Genomic DNA, 26,343 nt, shown 5'->3' with positions numbered 1-26,343 from the left:
CAAAAATAAAGGGGTAATGCTAATAGCAATTGTTTGCATTGTATCTGCTTAAGTCCGCCAGTTCGCATCCGCCCCAGCCTTTCTTGCCCGGCCCCAAGGCCGCGTGCCTGGAAACGCATGTCCAGCCGCGGTTTCGCCGGACCCTGGAAACCGCAAGTGGAAAGCCGTGCCGCGCCCCCCCTGCACCGGCGATTCGACGGCCAGGTGCCATCCATGGGTGGCGCATACGCGCCGCGCAATGGCCAGGCCCAGGCCGACCCGCCCTTCCTTGCCCGCGCCGCCGGGCATGCCGCGCCGGCGCGATTGATCCACCAGCCGGCTGCTGTAATACCGGTCGAAAATATTGGGCAGCTCATCGGCGGCTATGCCGGGGCCGGAATCGACAAACGCCAGCCCGCCGCCTATAGACCTGACATCCAGGATGGCGGGCGCGGCGTGGCTGATGGCGTTGCGCACCAGGTTCCGCATCACCGTAAGCAAGGCGTATCGGTCCAATATGGCGACATGATCCGCGGGAACGCTGTTCACGAGTTCGAGCCGCGCATTTTCCGCCTCCAGCTCCAGCCGGGCGAAAACGTCATCGACGCAATCGGACAGCGACAGGGCTTGCACCGCGCCCATCTCGGCATGCGCGATGTCGTAAGTGCTCTCGAGGGATTCCGCGACGTCGTCCACCGAGCGCATGATGCGCCGCAGCCGCCTGGATTCGCCCTCGCCCATGGCAGGCAGGCGCAACATCAGTTCGCTGTCGCTGCGTATCCGGGCAAGCGGCGTGCGGATTTCATGATGCAGGTTCGCGGCGAATTCCCGCTCGCGCGCGATGGAGTCGTCGAGTTCATCCTGGACGCGGTTGAATGCCTCCATAAGGCGGCCGGCCTCGTCCGAGCGGGCCACCAGGAAGCTGGGCGAGCCGGGCGCCCACTGCTCCAGCCGGTCGGTCAGGGCCTGCAGGGGCGACACAACCCACCTGGCGACACGCCGCCCCATAAAATGGGAAACGGCAATGAAAAACAAGGCAATGGCAAACAGCGCCAGGCCAAAATTGCGCGCCAGCGCCTCATGGTCGGCCGCATCGTACAGCACATACAGCTTGCCATCGAGCGAATCCGCCACCATCACATGCCACAAAACGGACTCCGTCCGGATGTGATGGATTCCGTTGTCCAGGCCGCGCAGGAGCGCGGGCATGCTGGCGGCGGGGTTCGATGGGTGTTCCCCCCAGGCAGACATGACGGGACTAATCTCGCGTTCCAGCGGCTCGTCCCATCTGGCCTTGCCGCGGCTCAAGCCGGCATCCAGATACCTGGATTCGGACGCCACCAGGCCGTCTATCAGCCTGTCCTCCATTTTCTTGTGGGTATAGAAGGCCATGCCCGCCGCCAGGACGGTCACGACCGTCACGAAAGCAGTCAGCGCCCAGGCGACCCGCTGCGCAATCGTCGCCTTGAACTTCATGGCGCCGGCTCGGCCGCGCCGATAATTTTCCAGCCCAGCCCGTGCACCGTTTCGATGCCGTCGAAACCCAGCTCCCCCAGCGCTTTCCTGAGCAGGTGGATCTGGCTGCGCAGCGCGTCCGACGAGGGGGGCTCGCCCTGCCATAGATGATCTTCCAGCACCGCCCTGGAGATGACGACCCCGGGATTGCGCATCAGGATTTCCAGGATCTGCAGGCACTTGCGCGTCAGCTTCGGCTGCAGCCCCCGGGCGCTGACTTTTCTTGTGGCCACGTCGTACTCGAGTTCCCCGCAGCGCAAGGTGCTTGCCGGCCCGTCCGGGCGCGCGCTCCGGCGCAGCAGGGCCCGCAGCCGCATCACGACTTCGACCAGCGCGTATGGCTTGGTCAGATAATCGTCGGCGCCGCGGGAAAAACCCGTGATCTTGTCTTCAATGCTGTTTCTCGCCGTGAGAACCAGGACTGGAATGGCCAGACGCATGACATCCCTGATATGTGTCAGCACCCGGTAGCCGTCCATGCCGGGCAGGCCTATGTCCAGCACCAATATATCGAAATGATCCTTCTCGAGGCGGTAAATCGCCGAGCCCGCGTCATAGGCGGCGTCCGGCGCGAACCCCTCCGCTTCGAGGGCGCTGAAAAGGTTCTCGGCCAGGGCGGGATCGTCTTCGACGATCAGTACCGATAGCCGCGCGCCGATGTGGCAAGTGCTGCGCATACATATCCAGATAAAGAGCCGGCCGCAGCCGGCGAACTGACGCCAGGCGCCGCTGGCCTGGCGTTTTTACAACATCGTTTTTGACGGCTTCATGGCGAATGCCCGGGCCTCGCGGGATTTGACGAAAATTCGACACCCCGCTCATTAGACTTCGGAATGCAAATCAATCTTATTGTAGATCAGCCTCGTGTCTGTCCGGCGATGCGCGCTCTTCAATGATAGCTTGCAAACCGAAAACCAGCGCCTGCGCGCGCGGCCTCCAGCCGCGGCCCGCAACGCCATTTGCCGCGATAGGCGGCCGCATACCGTTACAAAGCCAAGGAAAACCGATGTCCGAAAAACTCATGGCGCAGCAATATAGCCCTGTCGCCGGTCTTATTTCAAGCGCAAGCTTTGCGCCCTCGTTCAAGCGTTCGATGCTTTCAGGCGCCATCGTCACAGGCGCTTTGGCCATCGGCCCCGCGCACGGGCAGCAGGCGGGAGGCGATCCCGCGCAGCTCAGCCCCGTCACGGTCCAAGGACAGGGCGTGGCGCCATACCAGGCGCCCGCCAAGGCAACGAGCCCGAAAATGACCGCCCCCCTGCGCGATACGCCCCGCTCGGTCATTGTCGTGTCCGAAGAACTGATCAAGGACCGCGGCGCCACGTCGCTGCAGGACGTCCTGCGCACCACGCCGGGCATCACGTTCGGCTCGGGCGAAGGCGGCACGCCCACCGGCGACCGCCCATTCATCCGCGGCTACGAAGCCAGCACCGATATATTCATCGACGGCGTGCGCGACTATGCGCGCGGCTCGCACGAAACATTCAACCTGGAATCCGTCGAAGTCCTCAAAGGGCCGAGCTCGGCGTATACGGGCCGGGGCGGGACTGGCGGCAGCATCAACCTGGTCACGAAGTCCCCCAAGCTCCACGATTTCTTCGAAGCGAGCGGCGGCTATGGCACCGATGGGCAGTGGCGCAGCACGGCCGACGGCAATTATGCGTTCACCGACAGCGCCGCATTCCGCCTGAATTTGATGAAAATGGGCGGCGAAGTGGCCGGGCGCGACGGCCTGACCATGGATCGCTGGGGGGTGGCCCCCTCGCTGGCGTTCGGCCTGGGCACGCCTACCCGCGTCATCCTGAGCTACGCGCACATAGAAAACAATGATATGCCCGACCTGGGCGTTCCCTTCCAGAACAAGGCCAGGCCGGGCCGCACGACGCCGCCGGATGTGGACCGCGACAATTTCTACGGCCGCCATCATGTCGACTTTCGCAAGAACGTATTCGACACCGCGACCGCCCAGATCGAGCATGACTTGAACGACAAGTTCACGGTGCGCAACGTCAGCCGCTACGGCAAGACCCTGAATCACTATTTGATGACGCGCCCGTCGTTCGACAATTGCGTCGCGGCGAGCGGCGCGCCTTGCTCCACCGAGGGCCCGGGCGTGCAGTTCACCAGGGCGGACCGCGCCAGGTGGCGTTCGAGCGAATCGCTGGTGAACCAGACGGATGTCTATGGCGAGCTGTATACCGGCGCGCTCAAGCACAATATCGCGGCGGGATTCGAATTCGGGAAAGAGGACATCTACACCAGGAATGTCGCGGGCCTGCCCGGCAGCGACAGGGATTCCCTCTACAACCCCAACCCCGGCAAGCACTACTCCTACAGCCTGACCTACGGCCCGCGCAGCAAGGACGGGGACATCAAGACCCGCTCGGTCTACCTGTTCGACACGATAGAATTCTCCAAGGCATGGTCGGCCAACCTTGGCCTGCGACATGACAATTTCCGGGTGGCCAATCCCTCTGCGTCCCGGTCCGACAACTTCTGGAACTATCAGCTCGGGCTCATCTACAAGCCGGCGCCCAATGGCAGCATCTATCTTTCCCATGGCACTTCGTCGAATCCGTCCGGCGAGAATCTTGGCCAGGCCGGCGGAGCCGACGGCCCCGCCGGCGCGGCGACCCTCAATGACCTGAAGCCGGAGAAAAGCCGCAGCTGGGAACTCGGCACGAAGTGGGATGTCTTTGACGAGCGCCTGTCTTTGACCGGGGCGATATTCCAGACGGACAAAACCGACGCGCGCTCGACCGACCCGCTGACGGGCGACGTATCCCTGAGCGGCAGCAATCGGGTGCGCGGGCTGGAGCTTGGCGCTACAGGCGCGATCACGCCGAAATGGCAGGTGTGGGCCGGCTATTCCTATCTGGATCCGAAAATCAAGGAGTACCGCAATGGCAATAATGTATTCGACGGCAAGCAGATGAAATTCATTGCCAAACAAAGCATGAGCTTGTGGAGCACCTATAAAGTGCTGCCGCAGTTCACACTGGGCGCGGGCGCGACCTATCTGGGCGAGCGCTTCGTCGACGACGAGAATGTCTATGAACTGCCGTCATACTGGCGCTATGACGCGATGGCGCGCTATGAGTTCAACAAGAGCTTCGCCTTGCAGCTGAACGTCAACAATATTTCGGACAATGAACTCTACGATGCCTCCCATGTGGGCATTTTCGCCAACGTCGCGGCGGGCCGTTCTTATATGCTGACGGCAACGTACCGCTACGACTAAGCAGGCTACGCTGCGCCCCGCACATTCACGAACAGGCTGAACAGGCTTTTCCCGGCCGCCATGAACAGCCGGTTGCGGTTCTTGCCGCCGAAGCAGATATTGGCGCAGCGTTCAGGCAAATGAATGTGCCCCAGCGGCACGCCCTGGTCATTGAACACGCGCACCCCGTCGAGCTCCTCGCTTCCCATGCCCCATCCACACCAGAGATTGCCATCCTCGTCGCAGCGTATGCCGTCGGAGGTGCCCGGCCCGCAGTCAATGACCGTGGTTCTGTTGGAGATCGACTTGCCGTCCGCGGACACGTCGTAGGCATAAATGAGGCGATTGGGCCTGGCGCGCGAAGCGACGATATAGAGCTTTTTCTCGTCCGGCGAAAAACACAGGCCATTGGGGCATTCGACGTCCGAGGCCAGTACGGTGATCTCCCCCGAAACCCCGTCGATACGGTATACATTCGCCGGCAATTCCTGCCTCGCCACCCGCCCTTCGTAGAATCCCAGCAGCCCGAATGGCGGATCGGTGAACCATATGGAGTTATCGGACTTGGCGACGACATCGTTGGGCGAGTTCAGCCGCTTGCCGTCAAACGAATCGGCCAGCACCGTGATGCTGCCGTCGTACTCCGTGCGGCTGACGCGCCGGCCCAGGTGTTCGCAGCTGACCAGGCGGCCGGCGCGATCGCGCGTGTTGCCATTGGCCATATTGCTGCCATCGCGAAAGACCGAGACCGACCCGTCGGTTTCATCCCATTTCATGATCCGGTCATTGGGAATATCGCTCCACAAGAGGAAGCGTCCATCGCCGAACCATACCGGGCCTTCCGCCCAGCGCGCGCCGCCGGCCAGCATTTCGACCGCCGCGCTGGCCAGATGGTACTTGGCAAAATCCGGGTGCAGGCTTTTGATTCTCGGGTCTGGATAGCGGTCGCTGGGCTGCCACATGATGTCGTCCTCCGGTTTCATTCTTATGGAACCATACCGCAAATCGGTCCCGGCCTGCGATAATGCCTGTGAGCGCAAGCATGTAATAATGCGAGTTATTTGCATTACAATTCTTGTTGATGACAAACCGCCCGGCCCTCCGGCTCACCGCCCTCCACCTCACTCCCAGGCTGTGTTCGAGCACTACTACCGCGAGCTGCTGAATTTTTGCTCACGCTTCGCCAGGAACCCCGAGGGGGCTGCCGATGCCGTGCAGGAAACCTATGCGCGGGTGCTGGCCGCCCAGAAGGAAGGCGGGCGGATCAGCGAGCCGCGCGCGCTGCTGTACCGGACGGCGCGCAACCTGATGATAGACCAGCAGCGCCGCGCCGCCGTACGCGAGCGCTACCATGACGAAACGGACAATGCGCCGGACGTCGCGGCGCATTGCGGCTGCGAACCGGAAACCGCCGCAATGTCCAGGCAAGCCGTCGACGCGATGCTGGCGGTCATAGAAGCGATGCCGCCGCGCCGCCGGCAAGCCTTCGTCATGCACCGCTTCGAAGACCTGTCGCACGCCGAAATCGCCGCGCGCATGGGCATTTCGCGGAAAATGGTCGAAGAACACATCAAGACCGCCATGCTGGCCTGCCGGCGCGGCCGGGCCGAATGGGACAGCCGGCTCGCCGCGCGCGCGCCGGCCGCGCCCCGCAACACCGAATCTTCCGAGCCTTCCCCGCCATGAATCCGCAATCCCACACCGCCGCCTCGCCCGATTCCATGCTCGAGGACGAAGCCCTGGACTGGTTCGTGCGCCGCATGGGCGGCCACGACGAGGCCGTCGAAGAGGCGCTGCTGACCTGGCTGGCGGCTGCGCCCGCGCACCGCAGCGCTTATGCGCGCTGGGAAGACGAATGGGCGGCGCTGGATGCCGTGCCGGCGGCGGCGCGCGCGCGCCTGGCTGCTGCCCCGGCCGCGTCTGCGCGCTGGCGGCCGGCCCGCCGCCTGACGGCCGCGCTGCTGGCCGGCTGTATGGCGCTGGCGGTCGTCCTGGCGCTGGCGCCAGGCGCGCCGCAATACTCCCGCCACTATGCCACGCAGCCGGGCGAGCTGAGCCGCGTCGCCCTGCCCGACGGCAGCGAACTCGAACTCGACACGGGCACCACCCTCGACGTGGCGCTGTTTGCAGGCCGCCGCGAAGTGTCGCTGCCGCAGGGACAGGCCATGTTCAGCGTGCAGGGCGATGCCGCGCGGCCTTTCGATGTCCTGGCCGGTCCGCTGCGCATCACGGTGGTCGGCACCCGCTTCGCCGTGCGCCATACGCCCGGTTCGCCCGGCTACCCCGGCGTCCATATCTCGGTGGAGTCGGGCCGCGTCCACGTGGGCCCCGCCGACCCCTGGTCCTGGCTGGCGTTCTGGCGCGAGCCCGCGACGCGGCGCGGCGTGGAACTGCGCGCCGGGCAACAGCTTACGCTGGATGACGCGGGCCGGCCGGGACGCATCACGCCCGTGGCACCCGACAACATCGCGCCCTGGCGGGCGCGCCGCATCAGCTTCGAAGACCTCACGATCCGCCAGGCGCTGGCGGAATTCGCCCGCTATGGCCACGCCCCGGCAAGCGCGGCCAGCGAAAAAGTGGCGGCGCTGCGGGTGACGGGCACTTTCGACGCCGACGATCCCGACACCTTCTACCGCCTGCTGCCCAAAGTCCTACCCGTCCAGGTGCGCCGGACCGCCGCGGGCACCGCCATCGAACCCGCGCCCTGAAACACGGCGCGACCTAGGGTTTTTCAAAGCTGATGCGTCTACATGAGAATACAACTGATTCCCATGTCGTTTTTAGGACTACCGCAGCATGCACCTACCTCTGTTCCCCCTCGCGCCCATGACCCTGGCTGTCCTGCTGGGCCTGGCCGCGCCGCTGGCCCAGGCCCAGGCCGACAGCCCCGCCGCCCAGATATCCCTGCCCTCGCAGCCGCTGGCCCAGTCGCTCAATGCGCTGGCGCGCCAGGCCGGCCTGACGCTGATCGTGCGGCCCGAACTGGTCGCGGGCCGCAGCGCTCCCGCCGTGACGGGCACGCTGACCGTGCGCGAAGCGCTGGACCGCCTGCTCTCGGGCAGCGGCCTGTCGGCGCGCCTGGATGGCGGTTCAGTGGTGGTATCGCCCATGGCGGCGCCCGGCGCCGGCGATGTGCAGGTGCTGTCGCAAGTCACCGTGACCGGCAGCGAGCAGACCGCCACCAGCCCGGTCTACGGCGCGGTGGCCAGACGCACCTCCACCGGCGTGAAGACCGACACCGACATCCTCGAAACGCCGCAATCGGTGTCGGTCGTGACGCGCGAGCAGATCCAGCTGCAAGGCGCAACCGGCATCGACGAATCGCTGCGCTACACTTCCGGCGTGGTGGCCGCCGCCTATGGCGAAGACGCGCGCGGCGACTGGATACGCGTGCGTGGCTTTGCGCCCGCCAAATACCTGGACGGTCTGCCGCTGCCCAATGGCTCATGGACCGCCAACACCCGCTACGAACCCTATGCGCTGGAGCGCATCGAAGTGCTCAAGGGTCCGTCATCGGTTCTCTATGGCGCCCTGCCGCCCAGCGGCTTCATCAACGCCGTCAGCAAGCGCCCCCAGGAAGACCCCTACCATGAACTGGGCCTGAGCTATGGCAGCCACGATCGCAAGGAGCTTACCGCCGACTTCACGGGCCCGCTGACCGAGGACGGCAAACTGCTCTACCGCGTGGTCGGCCTGGCGCGGGACAGCAAGGCGGAAAGCGACTATGGCTACGACCGCCGCTACATGCTGGCGCCGTCGTTGACCTGGGCGCCCAATGCCGACACCAGCCTGACGGTGCTGGCCATGATCCAGCGCGCCCGTTCGCGCGGCTGGGGCGGCTTCCTGCCGGCCGAAGGCACCCTGCTGCCCAACCCCAACGGCAAGATCGAGCCCAGCTTCTATGGCGGCGAGCCCAGCTTCGACCGCTATGAGAAAAACACGCAGTCCATCGGCTATTTGTTTGCCCACCGCGTCAATGACAAGCTGACGCTGCGCCAGAACGCGCGCATGAACTGGGCCGATGTGGACCACCCTTCGGTCGGCCTGCTGGGCTTCGTGCCCGGCAGCCAGCGCACGCTGAGCCGCTATATCTATACGCCGCGCGAAGACTCGACCATGTTCTCCATCGACAACCAGGCCGAGTACAAGCTTTCGACCGGCAGCCTTGAACATACGCTGCTCGCCGGCGTCGACTACAAACGTTCGCGCAACGACTATGCCGTCGGCATGGGGTTCGACGTTGCCACGCTGGACGCCTTCAATCCCGTCTACGGCAGTCCGGTCCAGGCCCCGCCCGACAACCAGCACACATTGCAGACGCAGCAGCAGATCGGCGCCTACCTGCAGGACCAGATCCGCTGGGGCGACGGCTGGGTCGCCACGCTTTCCGCGCGCCACGACTGGGTGGACACCGATACCGACGACAAGCTGGCCGGCGCGACGACCGGGCAGCGCGACCAGAAATGGTCGGGCCGGGTGGGCCTGAACTATGTCTTCAAATCGGGCTTCTCGCCCTATGTGTCCTACGCGACCTCGTTCGAACCCGCGGCGGGGCAGACCTATGGCGGCTCGCCCTTCGTTCCCCTCACGGGCAAGCAGATCGAGGCTGGCTTCAAGTACCGGCCGGCCAACAGCGATTCGCTGTTCAGCCTGGCCGTGTTCGATCTGCAGCAGGAAAACGTCCTGGTCACCGACGTCAATGCGCCGGTGTTCGGCTACCAGATCCAGCAGGGAAAAATCCGTTCCCAGGGCGTGGAGCTCGAGGCCCGCGCCCATGTGACGCCCGCCATCACGCTGATCGGCAGCTATACCTACACGCAGGCCAAGGTCAAGGAAACGACTGATCCCGCCACGCTGGACAAGCAGATTCCCATACAACCGCGCCACCAGGCTTCGGTATGGGCGGACTATCGTTTTCCCGCCAATATCGCGCCCGGACTCGGCCTGGGCGCCGGCGTGCGCTACACCGGCGCGAGCTACGGCGACTCGGCCAACGAGTGGAGGAACAAGGCCTACACACTGATAGACGCGCAGGCGCATTACACGCGCGGAGACTGGAACTTCCTGCTCACCGTGAACAACCTCACCGACAAGAAATACATCGCCACTTGCGACAGCATCACCTGGTGCTATTACGGCTATGGGCGGGCAATCAACCTGTCGGCCAACTATAGCTGGTAAGGCAAGGCTTGCGGGCGGCCCTGATAGGGCGCGACACCGGAGGCCAGCTATTTTTCCTGGCCGGCCACTTCATTGGACCGGGCTGCCCTGATCTCTTCCAGGACATCGCCGGTATGCTCGCCAAGAATCGGCGGCGGATTATTCGGCTGCTGCGAGCGGTCGCCATCGAACCAGACGGGATGCCGGATGGCCGTCGTGGAACCCGCGACAGGGTGCTCCAGCGTCATGAATGTGCCGAGATGATTGACTTGCGGATCGTCGAACACCTCGGCCACGTCATGGACCGGAGCAAAGGGAAGGTCCACGCGGGACAGGGTCTCCAGCCATTCCTTCTGGGTCTTGGCCGCAAATACAGGGGCGGCAAGATCGCGGATTTTTTCATAGTGCTGAATGCGTCCGCCGCGGCTGGCGAGGTCCGGGTCGTCACGCAAGGACGGCATATCCACGATGTCGACAAACATCTCCCAGAACTTTGCCTGGGACGATAAGTGAATGACCAGCGCCTTGCCATCCTGGCATCGGAAAACGTAAGACTGCGAGGTTCGCGGCCTCAGCATGGGGTCCGACATCAATCCCATTTGCGTGAGATAGGCAAAAGGATCCGGCATGAAGGCGATGGCGGATTCCAGCATATTGACATCGATGCGGCGGCCCAGGCCTGTCCGCTGCTGTACATAAAGAGCCGCGAGAATGCCCTGGCAGGCATAATGCCCCGTGGCATTGTCCGCTATGGTGGGGCCCACCAATTGCGGCTGATCAGCGTCAAGGAAAAGGCTGGACATTCCGCCCAGCGCCTGGGCTACGGCATCGTAGGCGGGCCTGTCGGCGTAAGGGCCATCAGGCCCAAAGCCACTGATATAGCAACGTATCAATCGGCGATTCATGCCGGCGAGCCGCCCGTCGGAAAATCCCAGGCGGTCGAGCACGCCAGGCCGAAAGTTTGCCAAAAGCACGTCGCTGTCGGCAAGCAGCGCGGCCAGCGCGCCGCAGCCTTCCCCGCTGCGCAGGTCCAGCGCTACGCTGCGTTTGTTGCGATTGTAGGCGCAGAAATGAGGGCTGTACGCGCCACCCCGGAAGTTTCTGAAGGGGTCGCCGCCATCGGGGTTTTCGATTTTCAGGACATCGGCGCCCATGTCGGCCAGCAACATGCCGGCAAGCGGCGCCGTGATCATGGTGGATAGCTCGACCACTCTGACCCCCGTCAACGGGGCCACCTTTAGCAGGAACGGATCGCTGCTGGCCTCTCTCATGTCCGCGCCCTATTTCGCAGTCTGATCGGTCAATAGCGTGCCGAGGGTGAATGGCCCCTGGACCGGCTTATAGCTCTTTTTATCGATGAACTGGGACAAGCCCGTCCTATATGATTCTTCGGGATCGTTGACGCGTATGGCCATGTTCTTGGCGTGCAGATAATCATAGGCCTGGTTGAAGTCCATAGTGCGGACCTGCCGGACAGCCTGCTTGGTCGCCCGCAGCACGGCGGGACTCTTTTTCATCAACTTGTCCGCCAGCTTCGCCACTTCGTCCTCGAGCTTTTCGGCCGGGACCGAATAATTGATGAAACCGACCCGGGCGGCTTCCTTGCCATCAAAGGCATCGCCCAGGCAAGAGTAATAAAGCGCATGGCGGAACAGGACGTTATCGACCACGACTTTGGCCACCAAGGCGCCTGGCAGGATGCCCCAGTTGACTTCGGACAGAGAAAACTGCGCGGTGTCCGCGGCGATCGCAAAGTCAGTCGCCAGCAACTGCATGAAGGCGCCGCCAACGCAGTAGCCCTCGACCATGGAGATGGTAGGCTTATCGTAGTTGTACAGCCGTTCCCAACGCCAGCGATTTGCGATCTCTTGCATTCTCTTGGCTTCCGCGGGGTTGTCCTCCAGGCCCCGGAAGAATTCCTTCAAATCCTGCCCCGCGGAAAAGTTGCCGCCCTCGCCGCGGATTATGACGATTTTGGTATCGGGATCTCCTTCCAGCTCAAGAAGCGTCTGGTCCATTTGCTCATGCAGGGCGGGGCTCATTGCATTTCGTTTTTCCGGGCGGTTCAGGAAAACGGTGGTGACGCCGTTATATTTTTCGACGCGAACGACTTTCTTTGTTTCACTCATAGCCTGTCTCCGACAAGTATTGAAAAGGTGATGACACTATCGTTCCGAACGATATTCATCGCTAATGAATTCTCTTCATGCTCCCGTGAGCTGCGTTGATACCCGCGCATTCAGCGCTGTCGCTCCGTTCTATATGGGCCATCGCGGCGCCTGGATGCGCCCGGCGGAAAACATCGTCATGAGGCGATGAGGGAAAAACAACGCTGGTATCATGGTGCGCTGGCGATGAACGCAAAATGTGTCGACAGCCACCCAGGAGGCGAAGTCCGCAATGCCCAAACATTTCCCCAAGCTGAATACGCTGCGCGCATTCGAAGCCACCGCCCGGCATTTGAGCTTTACCCGCGCCGCCAGCGAGCTGCATTTGACCCAGACAGCGATAAGCCACCAGATCAAAGAACTGGAACGCATGCTCGCAACGCAGCTCTTCGAGCGTCGGCAGAACAACATAGCGCTTACCGAAAGCGGCTTCGACTATCTCGAATCGATACGGCCCGCCCTGGCCATGATAGGCGCCGCATCGGACCGGGTATCCAACACCCGCGGAGACAGGCTGCAAATCACCTGTCTGACGGCTTTCGCGGTGAAATGCCTGCTGCCCGCCTTATGCGACTTCCAGCGGGAGCACCCCGACATCGAGCTGCGCCTTACTCCTGTCGGGGGAGCGGATCGAACGAGCCACTTTGATTTCGATGTCGGTATCTGGTACGGGGTGAACACCATGCCGGATGTCGACGTTTACTCCTTGTCCACAGATGAAGTCTTCCCGGTGTGCAATCCCGCATTGCTGGGCGGGGACAAGCTTCTGCACCCGCGCGATCTTAAAAGGCACACGATTCTGCGATCCGTCTCCCCCATCGTCGAGGACGATTGGTCGGCCTGGGTTCAACACGCCTGCAATGAACCGGTGACTTTCAACAAGGAGATGAGCTTCAACGGGCTATTCCTTGCCCTGGAGGCGGCAATCAACGGTCTCGGAATATGCATGGGACGCTCGAGACTGGTGCAGGATGCATTGAACAGCGGCCATTTGATCGAGCCCTTCGCGGTGCACCTGCCGGTAGACGTCGGCTACCACATAGCTCACCGGAAGGAGAAGGCCGACATGCCCAAAGTCCGGCTTTTCCGCGAATGGATGATGGCGCGGTTTTCCTGATCGCCTGGCCGGGGATTTACCCATAGCTCATGCGCGGCAGCATGAGGGGACATCATGCAGGCATTAGAAAAGAACATTTGCCTGCATAGGCCACTTGTATAAATACTAGCGCATCAGACGGGGCCGGATACTCCGGCGGACTTCATCCCGCTGCCAATAGGAGACACACAATGAAAATAAAATCTGCGTGCGCATGGCTCGGTTGCCTTCTGCTATCCATCGCCGGCCCCGCGGCGGCACAGAACTTCACCGACAAAGTGGTGACCATGGTCGTCAACTACTCGCCGGGGGGCCCGACCGATATCGAGGCCCGCATCGTCGCTCAGTACCTGCCCAAATATCTAAAAGGGGTGCGCTCCGTGGTGGTGCGCAATGCCGGCGGAGCGGGCGGCATAATCGGTGTGAATCAGCTGGGCGCGTCGTCCGATGGCGAGAAGCTGAACCTCGGGTTCTTCACCTGGGACCCCATGGACCAGCTCATAGACAATGATGCTTTGCGGGTCCGTTACGATCACCTGAATTTGATTGCCGGCATCAAGCAAGTGACCCTGGTCTATATGCGCAAAGATACTCCGCCCGGAATAAAACAGGCTGCGGATATCGCCAAATCGCCATTGGTCACCGCCGGGGCCTTATCGCCCACCAACCACCTGACTGTTCGGCAAAGGCTGGCGCTGGATCTCCTGGGGGTGAAATACGAAACCATCGCCGGTTACAGGGGCCTGCGCGATATTGACACGGCGATACAGCGCAAGGAAATTCAGCTTACCAGCAATTCGCTTCCTGGCTGGTATGCCAGTGTCAAGCCCACCCTGGCCGACACGGGCATAGTCACGCCGATTTTTCAATACGACTATCGCAAGCCGGACGGCACGCCGGGCCGCAGCCCGGATCTACCCGACGTGCCGAGTTTCACCGAGGTCTACAAGAACATACACGGAGAAAATACCCAGCCTGGCGGCGAGAAATGGCAAGCCCTGCAGCTGCTGGGCCGCATCATGGACAGCATGTACCGCACGGTCTTCATGCCGCCCAATGCGCCCAAGGAAGCCGTGCAGGAAATGCGCAACGCATTTGAACAACTGTCACGGGACGCGGACTTCATTGCCGCTTACGAGCGGGTCGTCCAGACCAAGCCGCGCATGATCATAGGCGCCGAGGGAGAGGCGATCATTCAGCAATTGGGCAAGGTCGATCCCTCGGTGCAGGCCTATCTCCGCAAATACGTCGCCCGCTGAATCGCTGCCGCGAGCGCACGGCCGCGCATGGCCACCCACCAGGAAGCCACATGGATTTTGAATTGCCGGAAGAGTTGAGGATGCTGGGCAAGGAGTTGCGCAGGTTTGTGGACCGGGAGGTAATCCCGATCGAGCGCGAAGCCTATAGCGGCCCGGAAATGAAACCCGAAATCCGCGCGCGCCTGAGCGAGGCCACCAGGAAGATGGGGCTATGGCACTTTGCCACGCCGACCGAGTACGGCGGCCAAGGGCTGGGCATGCTGGCGCGTGTCGTCGTTTGGGAACAAATGGGGCGCACCATTGCCGTGCCAGGCCGCAAGGCGCAAATCTTCGGTCCCGAGGTCAGCCCCACGCTCTACCTCCTGAACGAGGAACAGAAGCGGCACTATCTGCTGCCGGTCATCCGGGGCGAAAAAACCGATTGTTTCGCCCAGACCGAAGCAGATGCCGGGGGCGACCCGGCGGCGATGCGCACCACGGCCGTACGCGAGGGGGATGACTACATTCTGTCGGGCGGCAAACGCTTCATCACGTCCGCGGACACGGCCGACTTCGCCCAAGTGATGGCCAAAACCGACGCCGCCAAGGGATCGCGTGGCGGCATATCCGCCTTTCTGGTCGACATGAGCAGCCCCGGCGTCAAGGTGCTGCGCAAAGAGGCCACCATGATGGACGACGAGCCTTGCGATGTGGCGTTCGACGATGTCCGCGTGCCCGCCTGGAAGCGCATAGGAGCGGAAGGCGAAGGCTTCAAGGTGGGCCAGGCATGGATCAATCAAGGCCGGATCCGGCATGGCGCCCGGGCGCTGGGCGTCATCGAGCGATGCCTGGAACTGGCTGCGGCCTATGCGAAACAAAGAATCACGTTTGGCAAGCCGCTGGCCGACCGCCAGGCCATTCAATGGATGCTGGTCGACTCCTATATCGACCTTCAGGCTTTGCGCCTGATGGTCTATCGGGCGGCCTGGAAATACGACCGCGGCGAGGACATCCGCTACGATGCTTACATGGTCAAAATACGCGGCGACCGCCTGTCTTTCCAATGCGCCGACCACTGCCTGCAGATCCACGGCGGCGCCGGCCTGACCCGGGACCTTCCCATAGAAAAATTCTGGCGGGACCAGCGCAGCATGATGATTACCGAAGGCCCCGAGGAAGTCCTGAAGTCGGCGTTGGCCCGCCGGATCTTCGAAGTCTATGCCTGATACGGCGCAACACGCCTGCGGCCTGTCTGCCGCCGGTTGGCCCGGGGCGGGTTCGGGCTCTTGCGGGCGTCACGCATGGCTTTTCAGCAATACGGGGCAGGCTTGCGATTCCGCTTTCTCCTTCGACTCGGCAATCGACAGCTCCGGCGGCATCCGCACGCCGTTCTTGACGGCCGTCATTTCGGCCGCAATGGATACGGCGATTTCAAATGGCGTTTTGCTGCCGATATGGATGCCGACCGGCCCGCGCAGCCGCCTCAGCTCATCCCTGCTTACGTCGAACAATACAAGCCGGTCGCGCCGGCTCTCGTTGTTGCGGCGCGAGCCTATGGCGCCCACATAGAACGCCTCGGTCTTCAAGGCTTCCATAAGCGCGAGGTCGTCCAGCTTTGGGTCATGCGTCAGGGTGACGATGGCCGTATGCGCATCGGGCTTCATGCTTGCCACTGTATCGTCGGGCATGGTGCCGACCACATTGACCCCAGGCAGATCCAGGCCTTCCGTGTATTCGGCGCGCGGGTCGCATACCGTGACCTCATAATCGAGCTTGACGGAAATTTGAGCGAGAAAGGCCGCCAAATCGCCAGCCCCGATAATCAGCAGCCGGTATCGCGGACCATGCACAGAGGTCAGGACGCCGCCAGCCAGATTCAAGGATTCGTCTTTTCCTGCCGCGCGCACCTGGATGGCGCCGGTATCCAAGTCCAGTTCGCGCGCCACCCGGCTTCCGCGGGAAGACTGCTCCAGCACTGCAGAGATCCACGCGGAGTCGCCGACAGGCTCGAGCACCAATTGCAGGGTGCCGCCGCAAGGCAGGCCGAACTGCCGCGCTTCGTCGGCGCCTACGCCGTACGAGACTTGCCGCGGCGCGGCCAGGGCCAGCTGCTGGCTGGTGATACGATGGATCAGGTCGTCTTCTATGCAGCCGCCGGACACGGAGCCGCGCAGCAGGCCATCTTCGCGCAGCGCAAGCATGGAGCCGACCGGCCTTGGACTGGAACCCCAGGTGCGGGTTACGGTGGCCAGCACGACCGCGTAGCCGCTTTCGCGCCATTGCCTGGCGGCAATCAGGGTGTCGCGATTCAAAGTATCCATGACGTCTCAGCTTATGGAGCCGGGCAAGCCGCAGGCCGGCCCGGGCAAGGATCCCGAGCGTCAAGGCCGCCTGGCGGCGACGAGCTGCAGTTCCACCAGGCAGCCATGATGCAGCTGCGGAACGGGTACGACCGTACGCGCCGGCTTGTGCCGGCCGAATGCTTCCATATAAACGCGATTGAATTCCGGCCAGTTCTCCACGCCGACGATATACGCGGTGCATTGCACGACATCGTCGAGGGTGCATTGCGCTTGTGCCAGCACCTCTTTGCAGGAATTGAGCGCCTGCCCGACCTCATCCGCGAAATCCACCGCGCCGGGCCTGGCCGGCAGAATCCCTGAAAGGAATATGAGGCCATTGCTGGAAACCGCCGGCGAGTAATGACCGGCTGGAGGCTTGCCGGCGTTATTGATCAATTCCATAGATAGCCATTCCTTGATGTGGCGTGCCGCGTTCTCGATCAACGCGCGTACATGTAAAAGAGTATGGCCAGGGCCGCGATCGCCGCGGCGAGGCCGGACCACAACAGCGCGTTGCGGCGCCTGGAGGCTGGCGCGGATTCCGCTGCCGTGGAAGCGCCGCCTTCGAAGGCCGCCTCCGCGTCCGCCAACTCCCGGGCCGGCTCGACGGTCATTCTGAAGCGGGCGAAGAACTGATCGGCCATCTTCTTGGCGACGCCATCTATGAGCCGCGCGCCTACTTGCGCCAGGCGGCCACCCACCGTCGCGCTAACCGTGTATTGCAGCCTCGTTCCTTCGGGTATTGGCGCCAACGACACCGCCGCCGTCCCTTTGCCGGAGCCCGCCGCGCCGCCGGAGCCGTCGAAGCTCAACTTGTAGGATTCGGGAGGCGCGATATCGGAGAGCAGCAGCTTGCCGGTGAACTTTGCCTTTATGGGCCCGACTGTCGCGGTCATCACGATTTTGTACTGGTTTTCACCCGTCAATTCGAAAACGTCGCAGCCTGGCACGCACTGCTGCAGCACCGCCGGATCATTCAGCGCGGCCCACACTTGCCCTGCGGGTAAAGCTATGATTTGTTCGCCTTTGAGTTCCACTACGACACCTCTTGTTTCGCTTCATTCATTCGGTTCGCGGCCAGCCGCACCGCCTGGATAATTTCCGGATAGGCCGCGCAGCGGCATAAATTTCCGGACAGGTAATTGCGGATTTCGGCGTCGCTTGGATCGGGATTGGCCGCCAGCAGCTGTTTGCTCATAAGCAGAAAACCCGACGTACAGAAGCCGCATTGAAACGCGCCGCAGTCTATGAAAGCCTGCTGCAGGGGATGCAGCTCGCCATCCGCATCGAGGTGCTCGACCGTCTCGACATTGCTGCCGTCGAGCGCGGCCGCCAGGTAAAGGCAGCCGCTGGCGCTTCTGCCGTCGATCAGCACCGTACAGCATCCGCACAGGCCCTGGCCGCAGCTTTCCCTGGCGCCGTAAAGGGCGAAGGTGTTGCGCAGGACATCGAGCACGGTATGGTGCGGCTCGATATCCGCCTGGACGGGTTTGCCATTGAGAGTGAAGCTGACCTTCATTGCTGTATTGCTCATTGTGATGTCTCCGACCTGAACTGCGGAGCCGAGGCATGCAGGGCGCGGCAGACCGCTTCGTATTTCATGGGCATGCTGGTCAGGCGCAGGCCGACCGCATCTTCGATCGCGGCGGCTATTGCCGACGCCACTCCGTATGTGCCGGTTTCTCCCACCCCTTTCGCGCCAAACGGGCCATTGTGCTGATAGGAGTCGACCATTTCGGTGCCCACGATAGCCGGGACATCGTGAATACCGGGAATCTTGTATTCGGCGAACGAAGCATTGCGCAACTGTCCCATTTCGTCGAAATCCATTTCCTCATAAAGGGCCGCCCCCAGCTGCATGATGGCGGCGCCCGACAACTGAGTCTCGACAATCTTCGGGTTGAGGGGGGTGCCGCAATCCCCCACATTCTCCATGCGCACAATGCGGAACTGCCCCGTCTCGGTGTCGACTTCCACTTCGATGCCCGTTGCCCCCACCATCCAGTTGGGGGTGATATTGGCGGATTGCCCGGTCGCCTTGTCGGGCGAGATGTACTCCGGAATAAAGCTGCCCACACCGATGATGTTGCCGGCCTGCATGCCATACCGCCGTACAAGAATCTTGGCGGCGTCCAGCTTGCCTTCCGTTTCCATGCCCAGTTCCTGCGCGAGACTGCGCATCTTGTCCAGGGCGTCTTCCGCCGCCAGCCGGACGGCATGGCCCATGTGAAAGGTGGACCGGGAACCGAGGGTGGCCATGTCGTAAGGCGTGACGTCGGTATCGGGATGGATGACCCGTACAGCAGTGGGATCAAGCCCCAGAACCTCAGCCGCGACGATGGCAAACGCCGTATCGGAGCCTTGTCCCATGTCGACCGTGCCTGAATAGACGAAACAACTGCCATCCGCCGACAGGCTTACGATGGCCATGGATGTCGTCGGCGCCACCAGGGCCTTGTAGCCTATGCCTATGCCGCGGCCGCGGCGCAAAGTCCCGGCGCCATGGTCGAACGGCAGGTGCCAGTTCATGCGTTCAGCGGTCCGGTCAAGCACCTGGATCAGCGCGGCGTCTTTCATGATCGTTCCCGTGGCATGCGGGCGGCCATCGCGCAGCAGGTTGATGCGGCGGAACTCCACCGGATCCATCTTCAGTTCGCGCGCGATGATATCGGCCTGGCTTTCGTAGGCCCAAACCATCTGGGTAATGCCAAAACCGCGGAACGCCCCCGCCGGCGGCAGATTGGTGTAAATCTGGTATGAATCAATGGATACATTATCTATATCGTAGGGACCGGCGGCCGTGAAGCCGGACTTCTGCGTCACACGCGGCCCAATGTCGGCAAACGCGCCGCCATTCCACCAGACCTCGCACTCCCGCCCGGTAATGCGGCCTTCTTTCGTCACCGAAGTCTTGATCCGGAACGTCGTCGCGTGCTTGGTGATGGTGTAGAACTGTTCCTCCATGGTCAGCGCGACTTTCACCGGGAGCCTGGCTATCAAGGTCAGCGCGGCGGCAAGCGCTTCCAGCTTGATATACAGCTTGGCGCCGAAGCCCCCGCCCAGCAAGGCCGTCCTTACCCTAACCTTGCTTTCGGGCCAGCCCAGCAGCCGGGCAATTTCCAGGCGCACGAAGGAGGGGCTTTGTGAGGACGTATGTATCGTCATCCCCGTGTCGGTAAGCTCGGCCAGGGTAATCATGGGCTCCAGTGGAGTGTGCATTACTTGCTGGGTGCGGAAGGTATGCTCGAAGACATGGTCGGCATTGGCGAAAGCCTGGGCCACATCTCCGCGCCGGACATGAAAATCGAGAGCCACATTCGTGTCGCGCTTGCCCGCCAGATGCTTCAGGTCGGGAAAGGTGCCGGCTGGCTTGAGCACATCATGCACTACCGCTGCGGATCGCGCCGCTTCGACCTCGTTGAACACGGCCGCGAGCTCTTCGTATTCCACCGCGATGAGGTGCAATGCCTCTTCGGCGATGTAGGGGTCCCGGGCGAGGACCACGGCCACCGGCTCGCCCACGTAATGCACTTTATGGATGGCCAGCACAGGCTGGTCGTGGAACGCCGGACCAAAATAGGGTTCCGGTATGATTTTCAAGACGTCTTCCGACGTGACCACCGAGTGCACCCCGGGAAGCGCCTGCGCGGCGCTGGTATCGATGGAGAGAATACGGCCATGCGCGACGGTGCTGCGCAGTATCTTGGCATGCAACATGCCCGGCAAAGCCAGGTTATGTATGTATTCGGCCCGGCCGGTCACCTTGGATCTGGCTTCCAGCCGCGGCTGGGACTTGCCCACCCGGGTCCAAGGCATGGCGGCGAGTTCAGTGTGAGTCATGCGAGGCGCCCTCCTTCGAGGCGTCCATCGCCGCGCGCACGGCGCGGCCCAGATAAACGCTGAGCAAATGTTTCTTGTAGGCGGCGGATCCGTGCTGATCGCTGACAATGTCCAGGGCATCCGCCGCGGCCTGGCCGGCTCGCCGCAGGATTTCATCGCTGGGCGTCGCATTGCGCAGCAGGGCTTCGGCTGCGTGCAGACGCGTAGGGCGGTCCGTCGCCGCGCCGACGATCAGACTCGCGTTGCGTACGGAGCCGCCATCGGGCTGCAAAGACACGGCGACCCCCAGCGCCGGCCAGTCGTGCGCAGCCCGCGTGGTGACCTTGAAGTACACGGCGCGCCTGCCGCCCATGGGGGGAACAATGACTTCTGAAATAAGTTCGTCGCGGTTCAAGACCGTCTCGTAGTAACCCACGCACAGCTCTTCCACGGCGATCTCGCGCGTGCCGGATGGACCGGTAGCCAGGACGCGCGCGCCCAGGGCCGACAATACCGGCGGCATATCCATATGCGGATCGCCGTGCGCGAGATTGCCGCCTATCGTAGCGACATTGCGCACCCGGATATTCGACAAGCTGCGGAAAGTCCTTGCCAGCACGGGCCAACCGCCCCGCAGGAGCGGCGACTGTTCCAGGGCCGCGAGGCTGGCCATGCCGCCTATGCGCAGTTCGCCGGCGTCGTTCACGCGGATTTCACGATACTTGTCCTCGACGCGGCGCAGGCTGACAAGCCGGGTCGGACGCAGCACACCGGCCTTCATCATCAGCATGATGGCCGTTCCTCCACCCACCGGGCGGATATCCGGGTCTTCCGGGTCCAGGCATTGGATGGCTTCTTCCAGGGTCCGAGGCGCCAGGTACTCGAAGGGAATCACTCGAACTCTCCTTTTGGTTTTGCAGCGCCGCGATGAAGCGCCGCTTCGGTTATCGCTCTTTGCATGATTATTCGGCGGCGTCCGCCAGCAAGCCGGACAGGGCTGCGATGATCACGCCGGGGGTCTCGAGCGGAGTCAGATGGCGCGCGGCGGGAATTATCGTCAGGGTCGAACCCGCGATGGACTCATGCAAGCGCCTGGCCATGTCGACCGGAGCCGCGTAGTCCTCCTCGCCCACGATGACAGCCGTGGGCGAGGCGACGTTTTTCGCCTGCTCCTGCGCATTGAAGCCGCCCATGGCATGACATGTCGCCGCGTAGGCGTCGATGTCGTTGGACAGGAATGCATCGATGCACTCCTGAACCAGATCCGGGCGCTGCGCAAGAAAGGCATCGCTGAACCAGCGCGTCGTCTGGAACTTCACCAGGCTGGCCAGGCCCTCCGCGCGCGCTTTCTGCGCCCGCCCCTGCCAATCCCGGGGGGCGTCCGGTCCGTACCAGGCCGTGGTATCGATGAGAGCCAGCGCGGCGGTGAGCTCGGGATAATCGATGGCGAACTGCAAAGCAATGCAACCGCCCATGGAGGCCCCGCCCACGATCACTTTCCCGTAGCCCAGGGTCTGCACCACCTGCTTTACGTCCTGCGCGAACAGAGCGATGGAATAAGGCCCCTGCGGTTTTGCCGAGGCGCCGTGACCGCGGACATCAATACAGACGACTGAAACGTGTTTTGCGATTTCCGGCGCCACCAGGCGCCAGAACCGGTGATCCATCGCCAGCGAGTGCAGCAGGACCACGCAAAGCCCCTTGGGACCACGCTTGTAGTGTTGATAATAGATAGAGGCGCCGTTTCCGACATCCGCCGTTCCGTACTCTGGACCGGCGCCATATGCTGCAGCCATGTTCGTCTACTCCCGCAGAATGATCTCGAGCTTCTATTGACCCTTATTGGTCGACCTGCACGCCGGCTTTCTTGGCGATGACTCGATTGGTTTCGAGGTCGCGCTGGATCCGGGCCCGGAATTCGTCGCTGGTGCTGCCCACTGCTTCTCCGCCGCCCATCGAAAACGCCGTTTGCAGCTTTTCCGATTTCAGCGCGGTGATCACATCGCGGCTTATCTTGTCCACAATCGCCTCGGGCGTGCCTTTCGGCGCAAACAGGCCCACCCAGTTGGCCGCGTCCACGTCCGGCACGCCGGCATCTTGAACCGTCGTCCAATCGGGGTGTGTGGGGATGCGCCGCTTGGTCATCACCGCAAGAATCTTGACGTGCCCCGATTTCGCGAACTGTTCGATCGACGATACCGAAACCAATCCCAGCGCGACTTCCCCGGAGGCAACCGCCGCCGCGGCGGGCGATCCGCCGCGATAGGGCACATGCATGAGCTTGATATCCGCGCTGTTCGCGAACCATTCCCCGGCCAGGTGGTTGTAGCTGCCGGTCCCCGGCGAGGAGAACGTCAATGAGCCGGGATCGGCCTTCGAGCGCTCGATGACGTCTCGCACCGAATTCAGCCTGGAATCGGCTTTTGCCGCCAGCGCCAGCGGCGTGTCGCTCACCAGGGAGATGGGAACAAAATCGCGCTCCAGCTCATAGGGAATATTCTTGAAGATGGCCGGATTCACCGAGAACTCGCCGGTATGGGCCATGAGCAGCGTGTAGCCATCGGGCGCGGCGCGCGCCGCGGCGGAAGTCGCGATGAAACCATTTCCGCCGGGCCGGTTCTCGACCACCACCGACTGGCCCCACATTTGCGAGAGCTCCTCGCTGACATGCCGTGCCGCAATATCCACCACGCCGCCCGGCGCGAAAGGAACGAGGACACGGACCGCCCTTTCGGGGTATTTCTGCGCCAGCGCGCCGCCGGATATCAATGCCAGGGCCAGAAAGGCCGCCAATGTCTTCTTCATGCTTTGTCCCCGTTTGGTCGTTTTGTAGAGTGAATGCACTCGCGCGGCCTGTTTCCGGCCGTCGACTCGTTGCTGCCTAGCTTACTTTTCGGCGATCAACGCGGGCAAACGAAAATTTCCGCTGCGGGCCATGAGGAGTTTTCATGGCCATGGCGGCCGCGTTCCAATCGATCCGCGCCTGGGCTCATTTCCATAGCGGGCACTGCGATTCCTCTTTGGTGTTATAGGCCTGGTCGCCAGGCACCGTCTGCAGGATTTTGTAGTAGTCCCAGGGGTATTTCGATTCCGAAGGCGCCTTGACCTGTGCCAGATACATGTCGTGCACCATGCGTCCATCCGGGCGTATGACGCCGTTGGACGTGAACATGTCGTCGATCCGGGTGGCTTTCATTTGGGTCATGACTTTTTCAGGATGGTCTGTCTTGAGGGCCTTGACCGCTTCCAGGTAATGCGTGGCCGCCGAGTAATCCCCCGCCTGGAGGACAGTGGGCATTTTCTTTGTCCTGCTGTAAAACCTCTTGCTCCACGCGCGGGATCGGTCGTTCAGATCCCAATACCATGCCGAAGCCAGATACATGCCTTGGGTGGATTCCAGGCCCAGGGCATGCACGTCGGAGATGAACATCATCAATGCGGCGAGCTTCATGGTTTTCGTGACGCCGAACTCGTTGGCCGACCGGATCGCGCTGTTCAGATCGCCGCCGGCATTGGCCAGCCCAAGGATGTCCGCGCCGGATGACTGGGCCTGCAGCAGGAAGGATGAAAAATCGGATGTGCCCAGCGGATGCTTGACGGAGCCCATGACCTTGCCGCCGCGAGCTTTGACGACGCTCCCGTTATCTTTCTCGAGAGAATGGCCGAAGGCATAATCGGCGGTGAGGAAGAACCAGTTTGTGCCGCCCTGGTCCACGACGGCATTGCCGGTTACCCGCGCCAGCGAAATCGTGTCGTGGACGTAATTGATGGTGTAGGGATTGCATGCCTCATTGGTCAGCTTGGGCGTGCCCGAGCCGGTGGAAATGTAGACCTTTTTCTTTTCACCCGCGACCTGCGCCATGGAAAGGCCGGTAGCCGAGTTCACGCCATTGATGACCAGGTCGACGCCGCCGTTGTCAAACCATTCCCTGGTCTTGTTGGCCGCCAGATCGGCGCGATTCTGGTGATCGAAGAACAGCAACTCTATTTTCTTGCCGTCTATCTGCCCGCCCTGGTCCTCGATGGCCATTTTCAAGGCTTCCACTCCGCCTGAACCGTCCAGGTCGGAGTACAGGCCCGACATATCGGTGACGAGGCCTATGCGTATGACGTCGCCGCTATACTGGGCCAGCGCGGGCGAGCCGGCCGCCGCCATGGCCGTTGCAAAGGCGGCGCCAAACGCTGCGAGTGTGGGTTTTCTCATTTTCCTCTCCTGATGATCTCTGACGCTTTGGATGCGATCATGAGCGTGGCCGCATTGGTATTGCCGCGGATAATGCGTGGCATGACCGAGGCATCGGCGACATACAGGCCGCCTACGCCGCGCACGCGCAATTCGGGGTCGGCCACGGCATCGCCATCGCCGCCCATGCGGCATGAGCCCACCGGGTGATGAACGGAGTCGCCCTTCCTGCGGCAGAAGTCGAGCAGATCCTCGTCACTGGCCACGCCTGTCCCGGGCGCGAATTCTTCGGCCACATAAGGCCGCAACGCCTCTTGCGCGAAGACCTTGCGCAGGAAGCGCATACCCCTGAGCATCATGGCGCGGTCATAGGGGTGGGCGAGATACCCGCCGAGTATTTCGGGATAGTCCTGAGCGCGCCTCGATGTGATGCGTATATGGCCGCGGGATTCAGGCTGCAGGGCGCACACGATGGCGGTCACGCCGGCGGTCTTGTCCAGCTTTCTGGGGTGGGCCGCGGGATCCAGCGCGCCGGGCGCGAACAGGATCTGCAGGTCCGGATGCGGCACGTCGCCGGCCGAGCGCACGAATGCGCCGGCCTGCGTGGCGTTATAGGCCAGCAGGCCGTCGCGCCGAAGGTAATAGCGCGCTATCTGGCCCAGCAGCGCCAGGCCGCCCGCATAATCGTTGAGCGTAGGGATATTGCGGGTCCTGACGACCACAGGCGCCTGATAGTGGTCCTGCACGTTCTCGCCCACGGCCGGCCGGTCTATCAGTACCGGTATGCCGAGCTTCGACAGCCGCGCCGCCGGCCCTATGCCGGATAATTGCAGCAATTGCGCGCTGCCCACGGTGCCGCCGCAAAGCACGATCTTGCGGCCCCGCATGAGGACGCCGGGAGCGCCTTTGCGCGAAACCCACACACCTGTCGCCACCTTGCCGTCGAACTCGATTCTTTCTACGATGGAGTCTGTGCACAGGCTCAGATTCGGACGTCGCAGCGCGCGCCGCAGAAAGGTCTTCGCCGCGCTTTGCCGGCGGCCCCTTTTGACGGCCTGATGATAGTAGCCGGCCCCCTCCTGCCCGCCGGCGTCGAAGTCGCTGGTGAAGCGCAGGCCGGATTGCACCATGGCCTTGATAAAGGCATCGCTCGCGGGATGGCGCTGGGCGGGCGTCACCGGCATGGGTCCGCCCGCGCCATGCAGGCCGGAGGCGCCATCGGCGTGCTGCTCCATGTCCCTGAAGTGCGGCAGCACGTCGGCCCAGCCCCATCCGGTGCATCCGGATGCCGCCCAGCCATCGTAATCCGCCGGATTGCCGCGAACGTGCACCATCGCGTTGATGCTGCTGGATCCTCCCAGGACGCGGCCGCGGACGTAATCGATGCGCCGCCCGCCCAGGCCGGGCTCCGGCTCGGTCTTGTAATCCCAGATCACCCGTTTATCGAACGCAACGTAATTGAACCCCGCTGGGACATGCAGCATTTCCATCCGGTCGCGGGATCCGGCCTCGATAAGCAGTATCTTTTGATGGGGACGGCCTTCGGTAAGCTTGTCCGCGAGTACGCAGCCGGCGCTGCCCGCGCCGACGATGACAACGTCAAAGTGATCTTCCCGCATGATT

At 62.6% G+C, this 26,343-nt stretch carries 22 protein-coding genes; 7 read left to right on the top strand and 15 right to left on the bottom strand.

Going from position 1 to position 26,343, the window contains the following annotated elements; all coding sequences use genetic code 11:
- Positions 1-48 precede the first annotated feature (48 nt).
- Both BUB23_RS24450 and BUB23_RS24445 read right to left on the bottom strand, forming a co-directional pair.
- Positions 49-1,455, bottom strand: a complete 1,407-nt coding sequence (locus tag BUB23_RS24450) for a HAMP domain-containing sensor histidine kinase (protein WP_073109481.1) — start codon at positions 1,453-1,455, stop codon at positions 49-51.
- The gene (locus BUB23_RS24445) at positions 1,452-2,171 is read right to left on the bottom strand and encodes a response regulator transcription factor (protein ID WP_073109479.1); all 720 of its coding nucleotides are present in this window, start codon (positions 2,169-2,171) and stop codon (positions 1,452-1,454) included. The genes BUB23_RS24450 and BUB23_RS24445 overlap by 4 nt, the downstream gene beginning before the upstream one ends.
- A 329-nt stretch (positions 2,172-2,500) precedes the next feature.
- Between BUB23_RS24445 and BUB23_RS24440 the strand changes: the two genes are divergently transcribed.
- Positions 2,501-4,735, top strand: coding sequence for a TonB-dependent receptor (locus BUB23_RS24440; RefSeq protein WP_073109476.1), 2,235 nt, complete (start codon positions 2,501-2,503; stop codon positions 4,733-4,735).
- A 5-nt stretch (positions 4,736-4,740) separates the two neighbouring features.
- Here the strand turns inward: BUB23_RS24440 and BUB23_RS24435 are convergent, their stop codons facing one another.
- Positions 4,741-5,676, bottom strand: coding sequence for an SMP-30/gluconolactonase/LRE family protein (locus BUB23_RS24435; protein ID WP_084136241.1), 936 nt, complete (start codon positions 5,674-5,676; stop codon positions 4,741-4,743).
- Positions 5,677-5,848: 172 nt separating this feature from the next.
- Between BUB23_RS24435 and BUB23_RS24430 the strand changes: the two genes are divergently transcribed.
- The 3 genes from BUB23_RS24430 to BUB23_RS24420 all read left to right on the top strand — a co-directional run bounded on the left by BUB23_RS24430 (position 5,849) and on the right by BUB23_RS24420 (position 9,895).
- The gene (locus BUB23_RS24430) at positions 5,849-6,400 is read left to right on the top strand and encodes an RNA polymerase sigma factor (protein WP_073109471.1); all 552 of its coding nucleotides are present in this window, start codon (positions 5,849-5,851) and stop codon (positions 6,398-6,400) included.
- A complete protein-coding gene (locus BUB23_RS24425; RefSeq protein ID WP_073109468.1) occupies positions 6,397-7,422 on the top strand; it encodes a FecR family protein in 1,026 nt (341 codons plus the stop codon). Before BUB23_RS24430 ends, BUB23_RS24425 begins: the two co-directional genes overlap by 4 nt.
- Positions 7,423-7,510: 88 nt before the next feature.
- Complete coding sequence (locus BUB23_RS24420) at positions 7,511-9,895, top strand: TonB-dependent siderophore receptor (RefSeq protein WP_084136240.1); 2,385 nt, start codon at positions 7,511-7,513, stop codon at positions 9,893-9,895.
- A 47-nt stretch (positions 9,896-9,942) separates the two neighbouring features.
- Here BUB23_RS24420 and BUB23_RS24415 read toward each other — a convergent pair whose 3' ends face one another.
- The gene (locus BUB23_RS24415; RefSeq protein ID WP_084136239.1) at positions 9,943-11,145 is read right to left on the bottom strand and encodes a CaiB/BaiF CoA transferase family protein; all 1,203 of its coding nucleotides are present in this window, start codon (positions 11,143-11,145) and stop codon (positions 9,943-9,945) included.
- Between the two features lie 9 nt (positions 11,146-11,154).
- A complete protein-coding gene (locus BUB23_RS24410) occupies positions 11,155-12,003 on the bottom strand; it encodes a p-hydroxycinnamoyl CoA hydratase/lyase (protein WP_073109466.1) in 849 nt (282 codons plus the stop codon).
- A 271-nt stretch (positions 12,004-12,274) separates the two neighbouring features.
- On the opposite strand from BUB23_RS24410, the gene gcvA reads away from it, so the two are divergent.
- The 3 genes from gcvA (at position 12,275) to BUB23_RS24395 (ending at position 15,602) form a co-directional block, all read left to right on the top strand.
- The gene (gcvA, locus tag BUB23_RS24405; protein ID WP_073109463.1) at positions 12,275-13,159 is read left to right on the top strand and encodes a transcriptional regulator GcvA; all 885 of its coding nucleotides are present in this window, start codon (positions 12,275-12,277) and stop codon (positions 13,157-13,159) included.
- Between the two features lie 170 nt (positions 13,160-13,329).
- Entirely contained in the window at positions 13,330-14,397 is a 1,068-nt protein-coding gene (locus BUB23_RS24400; RefSeq protein WP_073109460.1) for a hypothetical protein, read from the top strand.
- 50 nt (positions 14,398-14,447) lie between these two features.
- Positions 14,448-15,602, top strand: a complete 1,155-nt coding sequence (locus tag BUB23_RS24395; protein ID WP_073109457.1) for an acyl-CoA dehydrogenase family protein — start codon at positions 14,448-14,450, stop codon at positions 15,600-15,602.
- A 69-nt stretch (positions 15,603-15,671) separates the two neighbouring features.
- On the opposite strand, the gene BUB23_RS24390 is transcribed toward BUB23_RS24395, so the two are convergent.
- The 10 genes from BUB23_RS24390 to BUB23_RS24345 all read right to left on the bottom strand — a co-directional run bounded on the left by BUB23_RS24390 (position 15,672) and on the right by BUB23_RS24345 (position 26,339).
- The gene (locus BUB23_RS24390; protein WP_073109455.1) at positions 15,672-16,697 is read right to left on the bottom strand and encodes an XdhC family protein; all 1,026 of its coding nucleotides are present in this window, start codon (positions 16,695-16,697) and stop codon (positions 15,672-15,674) included.
- A gap of 60 nt (positions 16,698-16,757) precedes the next feature.
- Positions 16,758-17,120, bottom strand: coding sequence for a RidA family protein (locus BUB23_RS24385; RefSeq protein ID WP_073109452.1), 363 nt, complete (start codon positions 17,118-17,120; stop codon positions 16,758-16,760).
- Between the two features lie 38 nt (positions 17,121-17,158).
- On the bottom strand, positions 17,159-17,755 hold the full coding sequence (locus BUB23_RS24380) for an SRPBCC family protein (protein WP_073109449.1): 597 nt from the start codon (positions 17,753-17,755) through the stop codon (positions 17,159-17,161).
- Complete coding sequence (locus tag BUB23_RS24375; RefSeq protein ID WP_073109444.1) at positions 17,755-18,252, bottom strand: (2Fe-2S)-binding protein; 498 nt, start codon at positions 18,250-18,252, stop codon at positions 17,755-17,757. Before BUB23_RS24375 ends, BUB23_RS24380 begins: the two co-directional genes overlap by 1 nt.
- On the bottom strand, positions 18,249-20,558 hold the full coding sequence (locus tag BUB23_RS24370) for a xanthine dehydrogenase family protein molybdopterin-binding subunit (RefSeq protein ID WP_073109440.1): 2,310 nt from the start codon (positions 20,556-20,558) through the stop codon (positions 18,249-18,251). The genes BUB23_RS24375 and BUB23_RS24370 overlap by 4 nt, the downstream gene beginning before the upstream one ends.
- Positions 20,545-21,432, bottom strand: a complete 888-nt coding sequence (locus BUB23_RS24365; RefSeq protein WP_073109435.1) for an FAD binding domain-containing protein — start codon at positions 21,430-21,432, stop codon at positions 20,545-20,547. Before BUB23_RS24365 ends, BUB23_RS24370 begins: the two co-directional genes overlap by 14 nt.
- 67 nt (positions 21,433-21,499) lie before the next feature.
- Positions 21,500-22,333, bottom strand: a complete 834-nt coding sequence (locus BUB23_RS24360) for an alpha/beta fold hydrolase (protein ID WP_073109430.1) — start codon at positions 22,331-22,333, stop codon at positions 21,500-21,502.
- A 43-nt stretch (positions 22,334-22,376) separates the two neighbouring features.
- Positions 22,377-23,342, bottom strand: coding sequence for a Bug family tripartite tricarboxylate transporter substrate binding protein (locus BUB23_RS24355; RefSeq protein ID WP_073109427.1), 966 nt, complete (start codon positions 23,340-23,342; stop codon positions 22,377-22,379).
- A gap of 184 nt (positions 23,343-23,526) precedes the next feature.
- Positions 23,527-24,741 (bottom strand): ABC transporter substrate-binding protein, encoded by a 1,215-nt coding sequence (locus BUB23_RS24350; protein WP_073109423.1) that lies wholly within the window; start codon positions 24,739-24,741, stop codon positions 23,527-23,529.
- Positions 24,738-26,339 carry a GMC family oxidoreductase gene (locus BUB23_RS24345; RefSeq protein ID WP_073109420.1) on the bottom strand — a complete coding sequence of 534 codons (1,602 nt, stop codon included), beginning with the start codon at positions 26,337-26,339 and terminating at the stop codon, positions 24,738-24,740. Before BUB23_RS24345 ends, BUB23_RS24350 begins: the two co-directional genes overlap by 4 nt.
- Between the last annotated feature and the right edge of the window lie 4 nt (positions 26,340-26,343).

Origin of the sequence: Pollutimonas bauzanensis (assembly GCF_900129885.1) — a bacterium.
In the GTDB taxonomy this organism is placed as follows: Bacteria; Pseudomonadota; Gammaproteobacteria; order Burkholderiales; family Burkholderiaceae_B; genus Pollutimonas; species Pollutimonas bauzanensis.
Note: the sequence above shows the minus strand (reverse complement) of the source record. Positions and strands in the feature narration are given on the sequence as shown.